The organism is Microbispora sp. NPDC049125 (assembly GCF_040802045.1).
Taxonomy (GTDB): Bacteria; Actinomycetota; Actinomycetes; order Streptosporangiales; family Streptosporangiaceae; genus Microbispora.
In genome coordinates this window covers 1-20,505 of record NZ_JBEZDW010000033.1, presented here as the reverse complement: position 1 = coordinate 20,505, position 20,505 = coordinate 1, and the positions used below count along the sequence as shown (strand labels likewise).

The 20,505-nt window shown below is 67.7% G+C and carries 13 protein-coding genes; 5 read left to right on the top strand and 8 right to left on the bottom strand.

The window, feature by feature from the left end; translation table 11 throughout:
- The 3 genes from AB0B72_RS30170 to AB0B72_RS30160 all read left to right on the top strand — a co-directional run.
- Positions 1–1,258, top strand: a 1,258-nt coding sequence (locus tag AB0B72_RS30170; RefSeq protein WP_367742569.1) for a hypothetical protein, incomplete at its 5' end; no start/stop codon positions are given.
- Between the two features lie 83 nt (positions 1,259–1,341).
- Positions 1,342–2,037, top strand: a complete 696-nt coding sequence (locus tag AB0B72_RS30165) for a hypothetical protein (RefSeq protein ID WP_367742566.1) — start codon at positions 1,342–1,344, stop codon at positions 2,035–2,037.
- A gap of 123 nt (positions 2,038–2,160) precedes the next feature.
- Complete coding sequence (locus AB0B72_RS30160; protein ID WP_367742564.1) at positions 2,161–6,921, top strand: CHAT domain-containing protein; 4,761 nt, start codon at positions 2,161–2,163, stop codon at positions 6,919–6,921.
- 602 nt (positions 6,922–7,523) lie between these two features.
- On the opposite strand, the gene AB0B72_RS30155 is transcribed toward AB0B72_RS30160, so the two are convergent.
- From AB0B72_RS30155 to AB0B72_RS30120, 8 genes are all read right to left on the bottom strand, one after another.
- Positions 7,524–7,877: a hypothetical protein gene (locus AB0B72_RS30155; protein ID WP_367742563.1), complete on the bottom strand. Its 354-nt coding sequence runs from the start codon at positions 7,875–7,877 to the stop codon at positions 7,524–7,526.
- A 155-nt stretch (positions 7,878–8,032) separates the two neighbouring features.
- Positions 8,033–9,283, bottom strand: coding sequence for a C40 family peptidase (locus tag AB0B72_RS30150; RefSeq protein ID WP_367742561.1), 1,251 nt, complete (start codon positions 9,281–9,283; stop codon positions 8,033–8,035).
- Complete coding sequence (locus AB0B72_RS30145) at positions 9,280–10,185, bottom strand: replication-relaxation family protein (protein WP_367742560.1); 906 nt, start codon at positions 10,183–10,185, stop codon at positions 9,280–9,282. The genes AB0B72_RS30150 and AB0B72_RS30145 overlap by 4 nt, the downstream gene beginning before the upstream one ends.
- A gap of 11 nt (positions 10,186–10,196) precedes the next feature.
- Entirely contained in the window at positions 10,197–12,587 is a 2,391-nt protein-coding gene (locus AB0B72_RS30140; RefSeq protein WP_367742559.1) for a type IV secretory system conjugative DNA transfer family protein, read from the bottom strand.
- Complete coding sequence (locus AB0B72_RS30135; protein ID WP_367742558.1) at positions 12,584–14,350, bottom strand: VirB4 family type IV secretion system protein; 1,767 nt, start codon at positions 14,348–14,350, stop codon at positions 12,584–12,586. The genes AB0B72_RS30140 and AB0B72_RS30135 overlap by 4 nt, the downstream gene beginning before the upstream one ends.
- A complete protein-coding gene (locus tag AB0B72_RS30130) occupies positions 14,347–15,285 on the bottom strand; it encodes a PrgI family protein (RefSeq protein WP_367742556.1) in 939 nt (312 codons plus the stop codon). The genes AB0B72_RS30135 and AB0B72_RS30130 overlap by 4 nt, the downstream gene beginning before the upstream one ends.
- Positions 15,282–16,862 carry a hypothetical protein gene (locus AB0B72_RS30125; RefSeq protein ID WP_367742555.1) on the bottom strand — a complete coding sequence of 527 codons (1,581 nt, stop codon included), beginning with the start codon at positions 16,860–16,862 and terminating at the stop codon, positions 15,282–15,284. Before AB0B72_RS30125 ends, AB0B72_RS30130 begins: the two co-directional genes overlap by 4 nt.
- A gap of 5 nt (positions 16,863–16,867) precedes the next feature.
- Entirely contained in the window at positions 16,868–18,229 is a 1,362-nt protein-coding gene (locus AB0B72_RS30120; RefSeq protein WP_367742554.1) for a hypothetical protein, read from the bottom strand.
- A gap of 377 nt (positions 18,230–18,606) precedes the next feature.
- Between AB0B72_RS30120 and AB0B72_RS30115 the strand changes: the two genes are divergently transcribed.
- A complete protein-coding gene (locus AB0B72_RS30115; protein WP_367742553.1) occupies positions 18,607–19,608 on the top strand; it encodes a site-specific DNA-methyltransferase in 1,002 nt (333 codons plus the stop codon).
- Positions 19,605–19,832 carry a helix-turn-helix domain-containing protein gene (locus AB0B72_RS30110; protein ID WP_367742551.1) on the top strand — a complete coding sequence of 76 codons (228 nt, stop codon included), beginning with the start codon at positions 19,605–19,607 and terminating at the stop codon, positions 19,830–19,832. The genes AB0B72_RS30115 and AB0B72_RS30110 overlap by 4 nt, the downstream gene beginning before the upstream one ends.
- Positions 19,833–20,505: the final 673 nt, after the last annotated feature.

Genomic DNA, 20,505 nt, shown 5'->3' with positions numbered 1-20,505 from the left:
GGCCTACCAAGACAGCCGCAACATCACAGCACGGCTGGCACACGCCGACCCCGACAACACACAAGCCCAACGCGACCTATCAGTCTCCCTGAACAAAGTCGGGGACGTGGCAGTCATGGCCGGGGACCTGTCAGCCGCACGCCAGGCCTACCAAGACAGCCGCAACATCACAGCACGGCTGGCACACGCCGACCCCGACAACACACAAGCCCAACGCGACCTATCAGCCTCCCTAAACAAGATTGGAAATGCGGCTGTCGCAGCTGGCGACCTTAAAGCCGCACGCCAGGCCTACCAAGAGGGCCTCGGCATCCTCACACGGTTGGCACACGCCGACCCTGACAACACACAAGCTCAACGCGACCTATCGGTCTCCCTGAACAAGATCGGGGACGCGGCTGTCGCAACTGGCGACCTTAAAGCCGCACGCCAGGCATACCAAGACAGCCACGACATCCTCACACGGTTGGCACACGCCGACCCCGGCAACGCCCAAGCCCAACGCGACCTATCAGTCTCCCTGAACAGGGTGGGGGACATGGCGGTCGCAGCCGGCGATTCGCACGCCGCACGCCAGGCCTACCAAGACAGCCATGACATCCTCGCGCGGCTGGCGGAAACCGACTCTGGCAACGCCCAAGCCCAACGCGACTTGTCCATCGCCTTTGAAAAGGTGGGGAACGTGGCGGCCGCAGCCGGGGACCTGAAAGCCGCCCGCCAGGCTTACCACGACAGCCACACCATCCGGGCGCGGCTGGCACAGGCCGACCCCGGCAACGCACAAGCCCAACGCGACCTATCAGTCTCCATGAACAAAGTCGGGGACGTGGCGGTCGCAGCCGGCGACCTGCCCGCCGCCCGCACGGCCTACCAACACAGCCTCGACATCGCCACGCGGCTGGCCCACGCCGACCCCGGCAACGCACAAGCCCAACGCGACCTATCGGTCTCCCTGGAGAAAGTGGGGGACGTGGCGCTCATGGCCGGGGACCTGCAGGCCGCACGCCAGGCCTATGAGGACAGCCACGACATCCGGGTACGGCTGGCGCAAGCCGACCTCGGCAACGCACAAGCCCAACGCGACCTATCCATCTCACACGGCAAGCTCGGCGATCTGGCCGAACGGCGGGAAGACACCGCCCAGGCCATTCATCACTTCACTCAGGCCCGCGCCCTCATTACCGCACTCTTGGGCCCCGACCACGACGACACCCGCTATTACCAGCAGCGACTTGATGACTTGCCCGGAGAGCGATGAGACCCCCGCGATCTTGCGGTACAGGTCAACGAGAAGCGTAAAGTCACCTTTGTCCCGAAGGATCAGCCGAAGGGTGAGTCGCCGTGGCAACAGCAAAGCAGGTAGCCGTGGCGGCCCTGCGCGGTCGGGGCGTACGGCTGGTCGCGGCGGGGTTGGTGGGAGCTCTCGTCGGAGTGGCGGCGCACGCGTTGACGCAGATCAGTGGGCGCAATCTGTTCCTCGTGACCGGTGCGCTGGCGGGCATGGCAGCTGTCCTGGTCTCGCAGGTGTACAACAGGGCGGCGCGCCTGACCGAGGTCAAGGTCACCGTGCCGCAGATCAGCGAGCTGACCTTCGTGGTTAACAACGAGAGCCGGCAAGTCGCCTGGAAGTTGTTCGTCGAGACCGCCACTCGCATCTCGACCCAGCGCCTCGCGCACGACGAGGGTCTGATCCGGGAGGCAATGAACTCCCTGTACAGCCTGTTCACCGTTACGCGGGAGACGCTCAAGACCAGCCGGCCGTCGGTACCCGTCCCAGGTGGTCAGACCGTCGAACACTTCGCCGTCACCATGCTCAACCGTGAGCTGAGGCCCTTCCTGTCCAAGTGGCATCCGCGGCTCAAGGAGTTCGAAACTGCCATGCCAGCCGTGCCCGAGTCCGAATGGCCACACAATGCGGAGTGCCGGGCCGAGCTGGCCGAGGTCCAGGCGGATATCTACCGCTATGCACTGGGTTTCGCGCTACTCGCCGGGGTCCGGGACCCCGAAGCCATGATCGGGCTACAGCCCACCCCATAGGGGACGAACCCCACGCACGTTCTCGGCTGGCCGGAAGTGACCGACAATAACGGGTTGATGACGCGACGCCCGAGCGTGACGTAAATCGACCTACCGTGGTCTCCCGACGGGCGGGAGCGGTGGATGTGGGAGCAGGTCAATCCAGGGGATCGGAGACACGTCAGGGTATTCATCTCCTACGCCCACGACTCCGACGAGCATCGCGAAGCCGTTCGCCGGCTCTACACGCACCTGCGCACAGTGCAGGGAATCGACGCGATGGTGGACCTCGCCGATGGCGATCGCCCACAGGAATGGTCGGCGTGGATTGACGAGCAGTTCGATCAGGCCGCGTTCGTTCTGGTCATCGCCTCACCGCAATATGTTGTTCGGGCCGCCGACAAGGCACCGGCAGGCCAAGGACGCGGAGTCCGCTACGAGGCGAGCCGGATCCGCGACGCCTTCTACCAGGATCCTAAGGAGGCGCGCAGGCGCTTCCTGCCAGTCGTCCTGCCGGGCGGGTCTGCCGGCGACCTGCCCGGTTTTATGAGTCCGGGATCGAGCACGGTTTACCGAATCGCCCGCATCGACGACGGCGATCCTGAGCTGCGCCGCTTGGCCTCCTACGTGAAAGGCGAGCGTGGGCCGGCACCTCCTACGCTCGCGCCCCTTCATCAGGGCCTGACGCTGGCCGTCCGGGCGGAGAACGGGGAGCTGATCACAACGGCCACCCTGTCGGGATCGCCACTGGGCGAGTGGCGTGCGCGGCTTCCGACGCGCTCCCCATGGATCGCGCACTGGTCTGTGGCCGAGGCGGAGAAGGCCATGGCCGAGGCGGGCCATGAGTTGGGCGCGGCTGTGCTCGGACCGGCCACCGCGCGCACGCTGACCGACCTCGTCGACCGATCCGGCATTGGTGAGGCCGTCGACATCACGATTGCCGCCGACGGCCGTGCCTTGGAGTTGCCGTTCGAACTCATGCGTCTCCCCGACGGGCGTCTCCTGTCCACGCTGGGGGGCGTCTGCCTGGTCCGCCGTCTCGCGCAGGATGGTGATCCGGACCGCCACGCGACGCCGCCGCTCGCGGGGCCGTTGAAGATCCTGGCCGCCGTCGCCACCCCAGATGAGACGCGTACGGCCAGCCGCCCGCTGGATATCGAACGGGAGATGCAGGCCATCGTCGACTCCATTGGGGCGGCCGGCCAGCAGACCCCGGCTCGCGTACGCATCCTGGAGGTCGCCCATCCCGAGCAGATCACCGAGGCCTTGAAAGCCGACCAGTTCCACGTCCTTCATCTTTCGGCGCGTGGGTCCGCCGACGGCCTGGAATTGGAGGACGAGGACGGGAACGCCGTGCCCGTCGGGATAGGCAAGCTCATCGATATGGTGAAAGCGGCCCGCCGCCCGCTGCCACTCATCGTCTTGTCCTCCTGCGCAGGTGCCGCGCCCGCTGACGGCGACAGCCTGGCCGTCTCGTTGGTACGGAATGGCGCGGACCGCGTGTTGGCGATGCAGGCGGCTGTGAGCGATGCGTATGCGACTGAGCTGGCCCGGCTGTTCTACCGTGAGCTCGCCGTGCGGGGGGTCTCGCCGGGCGTCGCACTCGCCGATGCCCGCCGCACCTTGGAGGAGCGCCGCCTTGATCGGCGCCGCGCTGGTGTCCAGGCCAGTCCGGAGTATGGTGTGGCCACCTTGATCTGCGCTGCGGCCGACACCCGCCTGGTCGACCCCGGTGCGCCCGCCGAGGAGTTGAGCCGGTTCGCTCAGCCCAGCCAGGGGCAAGGGGTGCACCAGCTGAGCCTCGGGCAGCTCATCGGCCGGCGCCCCCAATTGCGCGCCGCCTTGAACGTGCTGCGTCGCGCGGAGCGTTCGCTCGAAGAGCACGGCGCCTGCGTGGGTGCCGCGCTGTGCGGTATCGGCGGGATCGGCAAGAGCGCCCTGGCCAGCCGGGTCATGGGACGTATGCGCGAGGAGGGCTGGCTCGTCGGCGTCCATGCGGGCCAGTGGAATCCACAGCGCCTCATCGACGGTGTCGCCGCCGCACTGGAAGGCCAGGAGCCGTTCGCATGGGCGGCCAAGCGATTGCGTGCCCATGAAATCGCCGACCAGGACAAAGTCGCGGTCGTCGTCCAACTGCTCGCTGCCCATCCGCTGCTGCTGGTGTTTGACGACTTCGAGCAGAACCTTAGTCCCGACGGCTCGGCGTTCTCAGACCCCGGATTCGAGGAGGTCTTCCAGGCGCTCTGTGATGCGGTCGGCGTGGGGGGATTGCTGGTCACCTGTCGCTATCCGATCCCCGGCATGGACGCGCTGGTACGGGTCGACGTTCCGCCGTTGAGCACGGCGGAGCTGGGCCGGTTGCTGCTGCGCCACTCTAAGCTGCGCGATCTCGGTTCCGAGGACCGTAAGAACCTGATGCGTACGATCGGGGGTCATCCGCGTCTGATCGAGTTCGTCGACGCCCTGCTCCGCTCCGGCAGGTCCACTCTTGCTCACGTCAATACGAAGATCAGAGATTTGGCGAGAGAGCATGGCCTGTCGCGGGAGGGCGCCAGCAGTCTCGACGAGGCGGCGCAACGCGCCCTGCGGCTTGCCAGCCGCGACGTGCTGCTGGCGGAGTTGGTCGCGTTGCTCACCGACGACGAACGGGAGACCTTACTCCAAGCCGCCGTCACCCTCGTCCCGATGGCGATCGATGACCTTACCGTCGCAGTGCATGGCGAGTCGCCATCCCTGGAGGCGACAGACACGGTCCGAGCGGCGGCCGAGCGTCTGACCGACCTCACCCTGCTGACCCGCCCCGATCCGGCCGAAGTGGTCATCCACACATGGGTGGCCGAGGCACTCCGCCCTTACCAGGTCGGTGAAGAGGCGACTCGCCGCCGCCGCGCCATCCCGATGCGCCTGGCCCGGATCCAATCCGGCCGCGGTGGCTTGGACGATCTACTCGACATCGCCCACCACCTGATCGCTCTCGACGACCACGTGGAGGCGGTCAATTTCAGCGTTCAAGCCGCTGACTTCCTGGCCGCGACGGCGGGTCAACTATCAGTGGCGTCCTTCCTGGGCGAGGTGACGCCATCTATGCACATCCACACGCCTAACTATCTACATCTTTCAGATCTGGAACTCACGGCGCTCATTCTCACCGGAAACGTGACTGCCGCAGGAGCATGTGCCGAGCGCTACACCTCGGCAGCCTCCGAACGTCTACAGGCCGACCCCGACAACGCCCAAGCCCAACGCGACCTATCAATCTCCCTGAACAACGTGGGGAACGTGGCGGTCGCAGCCGGCGACCTGCCCGCCGCCCGGCAGGCCTACCAAACCAGCCACGACATCGCCGCGCGACTGGCGCAGGCCGACCCCGGCAACGCCCAAGCTCAACGCGACCTATCAGTCTCCCTGGACAACGTGGGGGACGTGGCGGTCACGGCCGGCGACCTGCCCGCCGCCCGGCAGGCCTACCAACAGGGCCTCGACATCGCCGCGCGACTGGCGCAGGCCGACCCCGACAACGCCCAAGCCCAACGCGACCTATCAATCTCCCTGAACAAGGTGGGGAACGTGGCGGTCGCGGCCGGCGACCTGGCAGCCGCCCGCACGGCCTACCACGAAAGCCACACCATCCGGGCGCGGCTGGCCCACGCCGACCCCGGCAACGCCCAAGCTCAACGCGACCTATCAATCTCCCTGAACAACGTGGGGGACGTGGCGGTCGCAGCCGGCGACCTGCCCGCCGCCCGCACGGCCTACCACGAAAGCCACACCATCCTCACGCGGCTGGCCCACGCCGACCCCGACAACGCCCAAGCCCAACGCGACCTATCAATCTCCCTAGAAAAGGTGGGGAACGCGGCCGTCGCGGCCGGCGACCTGCCCGCCGCCCGGCAGGCCTACCAACAGGGCCTCGACATCGCCGAGCGGCTGGCCCACGCCGACCCCGACAACGCCCAAGCCCAACGCGACCTATCAGTCTCCCTAGAAAAGGTGGGGAACGCGGCCGTCGCGGCCGGCGACCTGCCCGCCGCCCGGCAGGCCTACCAACAGGGCCTCGACATCGCCGAGCGGCTGGCCCACGCCGACCCCGACAACGCCCAAGCCCAACGCGACCTATCAATCTCCCTGAACAACGTGGGGGACGTGGCGGTCGCGGCCGGCGACCTGCCCGCCGCCCGGCAGGCCTACCAAACCAGCCACACCATCCTCACGCGGCTGGCCCACGCCGACCCCGACAACGCCCAAGCCCAACGCGACCTATCAATCTCCCTGAACAACGTGGGGGACGTGGCGGTCGCGGCCGGCGACCTGCCCGCCGCCCGCACGGCCTACCACGAAAGCCACACCATCCTCACGCGGCTGGCCCACGCCGACCCCGACAACGCCCAAGCCCAACGCGACCTATCAGTCTCTCCCTGGACAGGGTGGGGGACGTGGCGGTCACGGCCGGCGACCTGCCCGCCGCCCGGCAGGCCTACCAACAGGGCCTCGACATCGCCGCGCGACTGGCGCAGGCCGACCCCGACAACGCCCAAGCCCAACGCGACCTATCAATCTCCCACGGCAAGCTCGGCGACCTCGCCGAACGGCGGGAAGACACCACCCAAGCCATCCATCACTTCACCCAGGCCCGCGACCTCACGGCCGCACGATTCGGCCACGACCACAACGACACCCGCTATTACCAGCAACGACTGGAGCAACTGTCCCCGCCATAAAGGAGATGCAGCCGGGGCGTGTCGCTTGGGCATAGGGTTTGGCGCCTTCGGTGAGTCCTCGGACGCCGCAGTCGTCTTGTCGCCACGGGCCACGCCGCAGGGGACGTGGGCGGACGCGGCTCAAGCGCACACCGGCCCGGCGGTGATGCTTGACAGGCACCCAGCGCGGAGACCCGGGACGCCCTAAGAGGGCCGGCTCGCGAACGAACCGGCCCCCGACCCACCTCATCGAAATCGACCAAGAAAACGGTGAGAGTGGTCACTGACAAGCCTACGCGCAGGCGCACCAAGCGGCATCGAGAACCTCGTCGACAGTGCAGGTCGGTTGAGCCACCCCTTCTACTGGTTCCTGAGGTTGCTCGGTTGAATCAACTTCCCGTGTGTTGTTGCACTGCGGCGGCGCGGGCGGTAAGGACCACGGACAACGCCTCACACTCGTCAGCGGTGAGCGGCGCGCGAGGGAGCAGGTAGAGCAGGACTGCAGGGCCGTCGGCGAGATCGCCTGGCAAAGGGCGCGTATGCGGCTTGGGTGGCGCAGCGGTGGTGGTCACGATGAAGATCATTCTTTCGGGTGCGACTAACAAATGGCGGGCCTACGACGGCCACCGGAGATTTCTCGTGGAGTGGTTTCCACCTGCAGGGGGACCGGCGGGGTTCGAATCAAGAGCTTGCCTTCTCAGGCTGCTCTGCCCCGGCCGGTCCCCCTGGCTGGCGGGCTATGACCAGCTCAGCGTGGGGCACGGCGCATAAGCCGCCACTGCCGTGTTTGGGTGTGCCCGCGTCGCGCAGCTACCGTTCGATCCAGATGGAGTCGTTGCACCGGCCGGCGACGTGGTTGGTCAGGAAGCAGATCTTGAAGACTGTGATCTTCCCGAGGAAGACGCTGTCCTCGCCGCACTCGAAGTCTCCGCCCTTCTCGTCCTTCACCGTGTGGATGAGCTTGTACGAGGTGGCGTACTTGGCGTAGACGGACGTGCTATCGGCGCGGCTGTCGCAGACGGTGATGTGCTTGCGGTCGGCGCTCACTTCGACGGACCCGTACCGGCTGTCGCCGTCACTCCAGCCGGTGCCGCTTGCAGCGGCAGGAGATGCCAGGCTGACGAAGGCGGACAGAGCGGTCGCGAACGCGATGATTTTGGACATGGGTAACCTCCGAATGAGTGATTTGAGGGAATGGGCGATCACAGCCGGGCCGTGATTACGGCTCAGCAATGACGTGTTGGTGATCTGGACTGACATCGATGCCGCGAGTGGGCACCAGAGCGGGCGGTCAGCTCAGGTCGATATAGGTAGGGACTTCAGCCGGGGCGCACGGCTCCGACGAACTCCCGTTCTCGGTATGGGTCTCCGACCCAGATATCCACGCGGACGGTGCTTCCGGTGGACGGCGCGTGGACCATCCGCGTCCCGTTTAACGCGATCCCCACGTGGTGGATGGTCGACGGGTCCTGGGGATTCGTCGCGAAGAAGAGCAGGTCACCGGGCTTGATCTGCGACCGCGGTACGTGGACCCCGGACGTCCACTGGACCGAAGTGTGGCCGCCGATCCTGACGCCCGCCTTGCTCCAGGCATACTCGGCCAGCCCCGAGCAGTCGAAGCCGCGGGTGCCCGCGCCGCGACCGATGCCGTAGCTCGGGCCAGTCGGCCCGCCGCCTCCCCAGGAGTACGGCACGCCACGCATCCCGAGTGCGGCTCGTACGGCTATCGCACCCCGGCCGGCTCCGAGGTCGACATCGACAGAGACTTCGCTCAGCTGCGACGTCAAGTCGCTGCACAGCTGTTCCTGAACCGCACTGACAATCTCCTCAGCTCTCCTCTCTGATTCCGTGCGGTCCGTAAGATCTCGCCGAAGGCGGGTGCCGACCTCCGCCACGATCACGTCTCGTGGCAGCCCGAGCGACGCGGCAGCTTGGATGCTGACCCGCACGTCCTGGAGCTCTTGTACGGAGAGACCGCGTGTTCCGTCGGCCGCAGGTTGTGCTCCCCGAATCTGGGCCACGACCTTCTCGGCCAGGGGCTCGTGTTTCGCGTACTCGCCACGCAGGTCTTCGCGTGGCCGCTGGACGATCGATGCGGCTTTGGCGAGCGGCATCGCCTGCCAGTTGTGCACCTTGACGAGTCGGGAGAAGAACGCCCGTGCGGCATAGCGCGGGTCGGTCACCTCGGCCTTGGTGCCCCACCCGCTGACGGGGCGCTGCTGGAAGAGCCCGAAGGACGTGCCGTGGTCCCCAACCACGTCGTTCTTCAAGCCGGATTCCTGCAGAGCCGTCGCGACCCCGATGACCGCCGCACGCTGGGGGAGCCCCAGTGCCGTCGCGGTGTCCACGATGATGCGCGCGTTCGCGACCTGCTCACGGCTCAGGTCGGTCACAGCCGTGACCTTGCTTGTGGGTGCAGATGAGCAGAGGCTTGCGGCCAGCTTCGCCGGGTCGCCGGAGGTCTCGGCGACTTTGGCGCCGCCGGCCATCCCAGCGAGCAACGCGATACCTGACACGATCCCTCCTCCAGCGATCACAGCTTTGGCTCCCAGCCCGGTTTCGACGATCACTCGTCGTCCTCCCGGGGCGGGGCGTCAGGCGGCGCGATGGCCTCGCGCGGTCCCAGACCCGGCCAGTGCAGGGCCAGCCCGGCGAGACGAAGCCGGGGTCCCTCTGCGTCGGAGGGGAGCCACTTCTCTCCCGCGGGCCCGTCGTCCACTGGGCCGACGAGCACTGACGGGTTACCGGTCGCGATCGGGACGAAGGCATGTGCCGGGTGCTGCACGAGCTTGCGCCGCAGATTCGCCTCACGCCGCTCCCCCTGAACCCAGAAGAGAACGGGAGTGATGACCTGAGTGGCCTGGGTCAAGGCCGCATAGCCGTCGAGCTTGCGTACGACCCGGTCGAGTGGCTCGCTGCCGGTGTCGTATTCGAGGAAGAAGTCGACCGTGTGCTCGTCCTGGCGCCAGCGGCCGTACGCGTCCGGACGGACTGTGTCACCCCAGACGGAGGCGCAACGACCTTCGGGCCACCAACTGGCCAGTTCCGCGTTCGCGTACCGCCGGGCGAACCCTCGTAGCTCCGCGCCGAAGCCGTTGGTGCCGACGGTGTGGGCGAGCCGCTGGCTGTAGGCGATGGACAGGACCCGGTCCCGGCGGTAGCCGTAAGCGCTGAGGTCCACGCCGTCCTCGGAAGCGAGCACGGCCGCGCCCGCTGGCCCGAGCACGTAGTGGTACGGAGCGGTCCCCATGCCGGGCGGCAGGTTGGGCCGGAAGCGGTCCAGCACGCCCATGTGGTGCAGGGCGAGCAGCCGTTTGCGGGCGGCGTCGTCGGTGTCGAACGCAATCTGGGCGATCTGCGCCGAGGTCAGGACGCGCTGCTCTCTGATGAGCCGAAGCAGATGGCGATCCCGCATGGTGAGCCGGGCGGCGAGTTGAGCGAGCACGGCGGGAGCGGATCGGGCGGTGGACATCTGGTTCTCCTTCAGTGGTGGAGCCGGGGGTCGTCCCGGCGGGTTTCAGGCACGGCGGCGGTACGGCCGTGCGCCTTCGCGGCTGCGGCCCTGACGAGGCGCGCCACATCACGCGAAGGTTCGGGCAGGGGCCTGGTGCGCAATGTGAAAGGAGGCGCTTCCGTGGAGCGGCATACGAGCCTGGCGGCGGCCTGGAAGGCGCCGAGATTGGCCAGATCATGTGCGCGGAGGTACGGCGTGAAGTGGTGCTCCACCTCTCGGGCGTCCTCTGGCGAGAGCGAAAAGTAGATCTTGTTGCGGGCGTCCGAGGAGACCGCCTGCCGTAGGTCTCGCGGAAGCTGGGCCAGGTGCTGGTGTGCGAGCACCAGGGACAGTCGATAGGCGCGGGCTTCCGCGAGCATGTCGCTCAGGGCGTGCGGCAGGGTGAGGAAGTTGTGCGCTTCGTCGACGTAGAGGGCGGCCGGCGAGCGGGGGCGGCCCAGCTTGGCGCGGTGGGAAGCGGCCTGCCAGATCTGCGCGAGGATCATGGAGCCGAGCAGGCGGGCGCTGTCGTCACCCAGCACGCCCTTGGGAAGCCGGACGAGGAGGATTCCGCCGTCGAGCACCTTGCTAAGGTCAAAGGTCGATCGGGCAGACCCGAGCACGTCGCGTACGAACGGGCGGAGGAGGAACGCCCGGAGCTTGTTCATGATTGGGCTGGTGACGTGCGCCCTGGCGGAGTCGGACAGACTCTCGTACCACTGCCAGAAGCCGAGCAACAGTGGATCCCGTACGCCAGCGACAAGGCTGCGCCGGTATTCGGCGTCGATGAGCAGTGTGGGGACGTCGGCGAGGGTGCCACTGTGAGCGGCGAGGGTGAGGGCGCAGCCACGCAGGATGTCGTCGGTCCGGGGTCCCCAGTAGTCGGCGTAGATCTTGTGGAAGATGCCGACGAGGTTGTCCACGCCCATGTCGAGCTCGGCGCCGCCGAGAACGTTCAGGGAGGGGCGCGCGTGGCGATCGTCGGGATCGATCAGCACGATTTTGTCTGCGACCGATTCGGGGACCAGGCCCAGTAGGTCGCTGATCAGATCACCCTTGGCCTCGATCACCGCGGTCCCGCGACCGGCCTCGATGTCGGAGAGGATCATCTGGGCCAGCAGCGTCGACTTGCCGGTGCCGTTGGGCCCGAGCACGTGCACGTGGTGGCACGAGTCGGTGACGCGGAGGGCGACCGCCCGCTCGTGGCCGGCATCGGAGAAGCCGAGGACCTTGGCGCTCGCTCCGCCGTACGCGATCTGGGGTGAAGGCGGGACCGTGTTGGCGCCCGCGCGCTGGAGCCCGGGAACCGCCACGTCGAGCGGCAAGTGAGCGAGTGATGCGAGCTCCGGCACGGAGAGCAGGAACCCTCTTCCCAGCCGGCGCCCCGCCAGCTGAGCGGCGGCCATGAACAGGCGTTGCCGTTCGAGCCGGTTATGCCCGGAGTACAGGGCGAACGCCGAGGCGATCGCATGCGCACGCCCGCGAATGGCGTGGCGGCGAGCCGCATCGGTCGCCTTCATCGTTCGCGCGTCGCCGGTGTCCGAGACGTCGGCCTGCACCGCGTAGCGCACCGCGACGACGTAACGCGGCTGCAGGTCCTTGTCCCTGATGGCACGTGCCTCGGCGGACTCCTCCAGCTGGGCTGCCCGGTCCTTGGCGTACTGGCGCAGCTGGGGATGCAGTCGCGGATGCAGCGGTCCCGGAGTCAGGAGATCGAGAATGGCTTGCGCCAGTCCGGCTGGCCCGGCCTTCATCGTGTGGGCGAGGCGGCGGCCGGTCGCCGGCCGGGCGAGGATCTGCACAGCGGCGTGCTGCCAGCTCGGCATGCCGACGGCCGCTCCGACGAGCGCTCGAATGGGATCGGTGCCGTGATCGTGCCGGATGGGGAGCCGCTCGCCACGGGCGACCTTCAGTTGCCCGCCGTACGAGCAGCCCGTGAGCGGCACAGGGGGCGCCGCCTCCTGTACGGCGGTGCGAGCGGATGGCCACGCCGCTTCGATCGCGTGCTCCACCAGGTGCTGGGGGACCACACCGGGCACCCAAAGGCGGATGCTCACTCCTCCGGAGCTGAAGACGTACTCGAAGACGAGGTGAGGCTGTCCGAACAGGACACGCTTCCAGGCCGGACGGAGCAGACCGATGAGGTTGCGCCAAAGCGCCTCGGCGCCCGGCATGTCCGCGACCGGTGGCGCGAGGATCTCGACGCAGCGAGCGTTACGGACCAGCGGCCGGTGGCGCAGCCGGAGTAGAGCCTGGCCAAGGAGGAGAGTCCCGAGCTCCAGGCAGACGACGAGAGCGATCAGGTGCCAGGCATGGACGGAAAGCCAGGCGTAGGCCAGGTCCAGCAGAGCGGATGGATCGGTGATGAGGTCGTCGATCATAGGTCCATCTCCTCGTCGTAGTCGGATTCGGATTCGGCGAGCTCTCGCGGCGAGGAGGTGACCAGGTCGTGCTCGCGCTGGCTGGCGATCACCTGCAACGGCACGCGCTGGGCGCCCGCGCCGGCCGTGAGCAGGCCCGCCCCGCGTTCCGCTGAGAGCAGGAGTTGGCGTTCTCCGTCGGAGAGCTGGAACGCGTCGGTGACCTTGTCGATCGCCTGAGGTGCCTGCTTGAGCAGGATCTGGGTGGTGGAGTTGGCGATGATCGCTTGGCCGATCTCGGAGTTGAGCAGGTCGGCGGCGTCTTGGGTAACCACGGATAGGCCGGCCCAGTGCTTGCGGGCGGCCTTGGCCATGCGCAGGAGGAATTTCGCGCCTTCGGGGTCGCGCATGAGCAGCCACGCCTCGTCGACCACCACCAGGCGGGGACGCCGGTTTCGGGGATCGGAGACGCGCCGCCAGATGGCGTCCAGGGCCAGCAGGGTACCGACCGCCTTCAGCTCCTCCGGTAGGTCCCGGAGCGAGAAGACGATCATGTGGGAGTCGGGCCTGGTGCTGGTGTGGCCGTCGAAGAGCTGGCGATGGCTTCCGGTGACATACGGCGCGAGCCCTGCGGCCAGTTCTTTCGCCTTGGAGTCGACGTCGGCGGTAAGCGTGGTTACCAGATCCCGCATGAGCGGGGGGCGCCGATTCCAGGTGCGGGCCTCGAAGGTGATCCCGGCCTTCCGGTAGGCGGCGATGATGCTGCGATCGAGTGCGGCCTTGCTCGCCTTGTCGAGAGGTTCGCCGAGCATGACGCTGATCAGGCTGTGCAGGAACAGAGCGCGTCGGGTGAGCGGGTCGCTGTCGCGCTGGCTCCTGGCCGGCAGATCGAACGGATTGAGCCGCACCTTGGGGGCGCCGAGGTGGATGTAGGCGCCGCCGACGGCCGAGCACAGCCGGGCGTACTCGTCTTCGGGGTCGATGACGACGACCTCGACGCCGGTGTAGAGAGAGCGCAAGGCCTCCAGCTTGGCGAGGTAGGACTTGCCCGCCCCCGACCGGGCGAGGATGACGGAGTTGTGGTTGTCCTGGGCGAAGCGGTCCCAGGCGACCAAGGACGAACTCGCCATGTTGGCGCCGTACAGGACGGCGGTGGGGCCCAGCTCAGTGGTCAGATCCGGGCTCGTGAAGGGGAACGCCGCAGCCAGGGCGGGGGTGTCGAACGTCCTGCGCATCGCCACGTTGTCGTAGGCGAACGGCAAGCTGCTAATCCATCCCTGTAGCTGCCGGAAGGCGACCTGCCGGGCATCCAGCAGCAGCGAGGCCGCCAGCGCACGGGCCTGGGCGCAGGCATCGTCGAGTTCCTGCTCGGTAGCGGCGTGGACGGTGAGGTAGATGGCAGCGCGGAAAAGTTTGGCCTGGCCGCGCGCGATCCTCGATGCCAGCTCCTGGGCGTCCTCGGCGGCGACCTCCGCCCCGGGATCGAGGAGCCGTCCGTGCTCGGTGTCGGAGCGAAGCCCCGATTCGAGGCGGGCGAGTTGCTTGCGCAGCCGGTCGGCGGCGATGAGGGAGGGGACGGGCTCGATGTGCAATGAGACGTCCAGCCGTCCGGGGTAGGCGAGCAACGGCTCAAGCCATCCGGGGGCGACCTCGCGGGGAAATCCCGTGACGACGAGGGTGGCGCAGAGGCCGTCGCCAAGATGCAGGCAGCGCGGCCGGACTTCGATCGAATCCGGGCCGATCCCCGAGGGCGGGCAGGCCATACGGCGGAGTCGGAGTCTCATCGCCGGCCTCTCACGCTGATCGCCTCGTCAGGACGGGCGAGCTCGTCCGCCGGGAGGGGTGGGGCGGTCGGATCGAAGCAGGAGGCCAGAAGAGCGGTGACCGCCGGGCCGTCCAGCAGGCGGACGGTGAGCCCGCACGCGCCCAGAAGCCGGGCTGCCTCGTCCAGACGCCGGTAGGCGCGAGCAGCGGCCGCAGTTTTGGCGCCGGCACCCGTGGACGGCTCGCGGATGACCAGCAGAACCTGCCGCCGCAAGAGCTCATGGCGGGTGGCCAGTTCGGTCAGGAACGCGGCGTGCTCGTGCGCGGCGTGCGCCAACGCGGGGTGGGGGAGCTGCGGGACACGTTCCTGGAGGGTGGCAATGGTCGTGGTGAGATCGACCCGCTCGGCGCGGACGAGAATCTGCACCGGTCCGGACAGCGAGTTGAGCCAGCGTCCGAAGGCGGCGACTAGACCGTCCTGCTCGTCGGGCGTTCGGAGGGCGAAACTGACCGTGGACACCTCGGCGATCGCGACGACCCCGTCCGGGCCGAGATCGACCAGGCCGTCCCCCGCGACTTCTCGTGCGGGGAGCTTGAGGGGCGCGGGGAGTGGGCCAGGGTTGGCCGCGACCCACGTTGGCGGTGGCGGAACGTCGCCTGGCTCGGCGACCAGGTGCTTAGGCGATCGATGGTGCCGGAGAGCAGCAAGCAGGAAGCGGTCAAGACTGATGCCGTCGTGGGTGCCGACGGCCAGGAGGACTCCCACCACCGTGACTGGCAAGGCGATCGCTGCGAACGCGGTGAGCGGAATGCGCTCGCCGAAGGCGGTGTAGCCGAGATACACGGCGGTCCCGATGACCGCGAGGATGGCCACCTGCCGAGCGGTAAATCCCCACACGATCTTGTCCGGCTGTTCCACGTCGGCGGGGATGCGGACGATCTCGGTCCAGCTCATCGCGCGTCATCTCCTCGCTTGCCACGCGTACGGCGGCGCGTTGAGGGAGGCGGCTTGCGGCGGCCGGGATTCTCGGGCCAGTCCAGCGAGCCGGGGACCGGAGCGTCGGGCGGCACGATGGGTCGCACCGGGCGGTTGGGGATCGGCGGAGGTTCGATCACCCTGCGCGGGGACGGAGGTGAGGTCGTTCCGCTGCTCCGCAGCCGGTACATCTGGCTGAGGCCCGCCGGCCCTGCGGCGTAGTAGGTCTCACGGGGGTAGCCGTAGATGGATGTGGACGGCGGGATGGGCTGCGGGGGCCGGGGAGTCGGGCGGTACTTGCCCTGCACCGGCGGGGCGGTGGGGGCATGTTTGGCGACGGCCGGCTCCCAGTCCGCGGCGCGTACGGGACGGTGGGCAGCGACCGGTGCGTGCTTTGCCGGTCCGGCACCCCCACGTGCCGCGGCAGCGGCAGTTGCCACGGTGGCACCTCGGGCGGCAGCGGCACCGGCAGGACCGGCGGCAAGGGCAGGCAGAGCCGTGCCGACCAGGGCACGGGTCCTCTGAGTCTTGGCCGGACGGTTTCCAGAGCCTTTCCGGAGATGCAGGGCGCTCAGCAGTGGGCTGGTGAGCTTGTAGGCCAGGGCGTACTTGACGACCCGAACCACGCCCAACCCACGACCGCCGGGCAGGAACATCGCGCGGGACACCCAGCCGGGGATCCGGACCAAGATGATCAGCAGGACGAGGGCCAGCAGGATGTTGTAGAGCTGGCCCTTGCCGTACAGGCCCACGGCTTCGCGTCCTCCTTGGTTGAAGAAGACGCGTACGGCGGTGGCGAGCGTGAGGGACTGGCAGATCTGGATGACCAGCAGGCCTGTGAAGATTCGCCACCACAACCGCGCGAGGCCGTGGGTCTGGGGAAGCGCGTGGCAGGCCAAGGCGAGGGGAGCAGCGACGACCAGCAGGGTGGTAAGGGCTACCCGGAGCACGAAGGTGATGAGCAGGGCCACGAGCAGCACCACGGCCACCAGGATGAGCAGGATGTAGAAGATCTGCGTGTTGCCCGACACCATGACGAGGAAGCGGATCGCGTTGGCGGCCCGGTGGGCGTCGAAACCTTGCCCGAGCACGGCCTGGACGAGGGCGTTGGCGGCATCGATAGCGGTGCTGGTCAGCAGGAGACTGGTGTTGGTCGCGAGGAAGGCCAGCACGAAGCGAGGCAGGATCTCCTTGATCGCATACCTGGTCTGGACCGTCTCGTAGCCCATGACCAGGATTGCGCCGACGGTGGCGAACACGATGAACGACCCGTTCGCGATGATCAGGGACGCGTGCCACAGGTCGGCGATCCTTGACTGAGAGCCGATGCTCGGAGTGGTGAGGAAGGTGGCGGCCAGGGTGTCGAGCAGCGGCTTGATCGCGTAGCCGACGAGGTCGGCGAACCAGGCGTTGATCTGGCTGGTGATCCACCCGCCGATGCCGAAGCTGATGCCGGTGTTGCCGGCCGGGGACGGCAGTGGTGGCAGATCCGGGGAGGGTGTCGGGCTGGGCGCGGGTTTTGTCCACAAGGTGTGGATAAGTGTCGGGAAGGTCATTGCCGTCACCCGCCCACGACGCGCTTGAGGACATTGACGAACAGCGGTGCGAGGACGGCCAGGCCGTAGCCGAGGGCAGCGGCCTTGAAGGCGGCCTTGGCCTTCTGGATCTCGCCGGGATCGCCGCCGGCGACGAGGTAGCGCAGGCCACCGATGGTGAGCATCAACGTCGCGAGCGTGGCCAGCAGGCCAATGATCCAGTTACGCAGGTTCGTGAAGACCCTGCCGAGCTGGTCCGGGCTGGTCGGCGGAGACGCCGCTCGGGTGCCGCGCCAGGGCATTACCGCGACGCTGCCGGTGTCGGCCCGCGCCGTTGCCATGACGATGGCAATGACGGCCACCGCAAAGCCGGCCACGATGACTGCGCGGACGATGTGCCGCCGTAGCCGCCGACGCGGTTGCCGCGGCAATGCCTGCCGGGAAACGATGCCGTGGGAGATGAAGGTCTTCGGCCACCCGGTCAGGCCGTAGGAGCTCCGCGCAGAGCCGGTGGGGCTGCCCCAGCCTCCCTTCGTGGTGGTGATGTCGGGTTGCGTATCTGAGAGTCGGCTCTGCGCGGAAGTCGTGGGGACCTCCTCCTCCATCTCTCTAGAGGGGGAAGAGGAGATCGTTAGGGACGTGGCCGCCTCGACTTCTCCACTGAGAACGGCCTCGACGAGGATCGGCTCCGAGCGCTGGCGGCGCTTCTTGGCCGCCTCCGTCGTCAGACCGAGCTGTCGAGCGGCGTCGGCCAGGGTGCGCTTCTCCAGGCGGGTCATGCCGATCAGCTCGGCGTCCACCTCGCTGATGACGCCCTTGGCGACGGCGTCGATCAGGACGAGGTCGGGGTGTCCCCACGGAGCGACGGGTGGCGCCGAATCCTGGAGTGGAAAGCGACGGGCGGCGCCGGCCTCCGCGTTCTCGCGGGCGCGCTCGCCAGCCTGCTTGGCCGCAGTGCACATCCTGGGGAAAACGTTCGGACGCTCGATGTCCACCGTGCGGATCGCTTCGATGAACGCGGTCAGCACCTCGGTGTCGATGTCTTCCGGGTCCCTGGCAACGTAGCCGCGGCAAATCCTGCCGCTGATGCCGCGCAGTGCCGGTACGGCAACACCGACCGCGCTCACCAGCCACTGCGGCCCGTCCTGCCGGGCCCGGGTCACGAGCAGCCGCCAGACCGCATCGCGGGCGGCGTTCGAGCAGGAAGGGTGGATCAGGACATCGCGCACCTCGATGAGTGACAGTCGCCGGCGGGGCAGGCCGTGCCCGAGCTTCTTGCCGTCGATGGCGAGGTGGCTGGGTGCGCAGGCGAGCATCTGGAAGGCGTGCTCGGCGATGTCCAGGGGTGACCAGTCGACGCTGGCCGTATCGGGTCGGTTGGTGCTCATCAGGGTTCTCCACAGCGAGAGGAATTTCGCTTCGTCGAACCCCGGTCTACGAGCCTCCTCTGGCATGCCTCCGGCGCCAATCCCTGGCGATCATCGGCACACCTCTGGCGCCGATTGGCGGCGAGGCTCCGCCAGAGCGGCGCCAGAGGCTCGCGCGCGCCTTCACCAGCGGAGACAGCTCACGCCGGAGCCGCGCCGGAGGCTGCTGCTGCACTCGAATCGCGTATCTGAGTTCCGCCCCGAACAGCCATGGAAGTAACGAACAGGGCCTGGCTTCAGGTCTCTCGCACGCCGGCATCAGCCATCTCACGCACGACCGGATCGAGACCACCTGTCGCTGGCCTCATGACGAGCTCCTCCGAGCAGGAGGGATCACGGTGAGGGCCCCCTACTGGCGCGATGAGCACTCCACCCTCTACCTCGGTGACGCCCGGGAGGTGCTCACCGAAATGCCCGACCGATCCGTGGACTGCCTGGTGACGAGCCCACCTTCCTACGGTCCGCGCGACTTCTGTCCGGAGTACGACCGGGAGCCCACACCCGACGACTACGTCGAAAACCTCCGTGCCACCTTCGCGGAGGCACGGCGGGTGCTGGCCAACGACGGCACCTGCTGGCTGCACCTCGGCGACATCTACGCGGCCAACTCCGACGGCTACGCCCGCGGCGACACTTACAACCAGCGGCAACCGGCCATACGCCCCCGCACCCGCCTGACCGTGCCGCCCAAGAACCTGCTCGGCATGCCCTGGCGCGTCGCCTTCGCTCTCCAGCAGGACGGCTGGATCCTGCGCAACGCGATCATCTGGCACAAGCCCAACGCCATGCCCCAGTCTCTCCTGGACCGGCTCTCCACCCGCTACGAGCTGATCTTCCTGCTGGTCAAGCAACGCTTCTACTGGTTCGACCTCGACGCCATCCGCGAGCAGTACACCGGCGACCGCCCGCTCTCCCGCCGCGCCCGGCGAGGGGGGATGAAGGCCAACGCCATCTCGACGCCCTGGCCCCCCGTCGGCAAATACAGCGAGGCGGGATCAGCCGGCACACACCACGGCACAGCCATCCGCCCGACTGGCCACGCCCACGACACCGCCCACCCCAACGGCCGCAACCCCGGCGACGTCTGGAACATCTCAACCAGGCCCTACCGCGGCGCCCACTTCGCCCCCTTCCCGATCGACCTCCCCCTGCGCGCCATTGCCGCCGGCTGCCGCCCCGGCGGCATCGTCCTGGACCCGTTTTCCGGAGCGGCAACAACCGCCCTTGCCGCCCGGCAACTCGGCCGGCAGTTCATCGGCATCGAGCTCAACGCGGACTACTGCAAGTTGGCGGTAGCGCGAATCCGTGAGGCATCGGCAGCAGCGGGAGGCATCCAGTGAAGGACATCAAGCTCCGCGACCTCCAGAACCTGCCGCCGACTCTCGACCTGATGACAGCCGCCCGAATCCTCGGCATCGGCCGGACCAAGGCCTACGAGCTCGCAAAGAAGGATCAGTTCCCTGTGCGAACCATCCGCATCGGCGATCTCTACCGCATTTCGTCGGCCGATCTCCTTCGACTCCTCGGTGGCGAGGCCTCCGCTTGTACAGATCACCCATCTTGACGGGTCACACCTCTAACTCAGTCACGCGAGGTAGGTCCCACGGAAGAGGAGCGTTCGTTTCGCCATGAGCCGACGACGCCAAGTGCGCACTCGCACTTTGCGGCCAAGGACATCGGTGATCCACGCGTCCTGCATACACGTTAAAGGTGCCCGTCCGGACCCCCGGATCTGGCCACGCAGAACGCCAGTTGGCATCATGCTCGCGCGGAGTGACTCCCCGGCCAAGAACCTTCCACAGCCGTTAACGTTGACCACGTTGGCGCCGCCAACCCTTCGCATGGGGGCACCATCTTGGAATTACCGACGCGGTACTTCATCATGATCGGTAATCCTGTAGTTCGGAACCTGGAGTGCTCACGCGACTCGCCGTAGGTTCCGAAGGAGATATCGCCGTATATGGTGCTTGAAAAGTGGATTGGAAAGTCCCACTGTCGGCGATGGAGAGGCATAGCGCCTGTTCAGATGCCGTGGCGGTCGCCCTCCGGGGCGACCGAGGATCGCAACTGTTTTGTGAGGTCGAGCCCCGCCGTGTCGACGACACGTGAAAACTGACCCCCAGGCGACGGCTGAAATCTGACCCCCTCTGCTGTCACCGTGGAGGGTGATCAAGGTGGAGGACTGGGCGGAGATCCGCCGGTTGCACCGAGCCGAAGGTATGCCGATCAAGGCGATC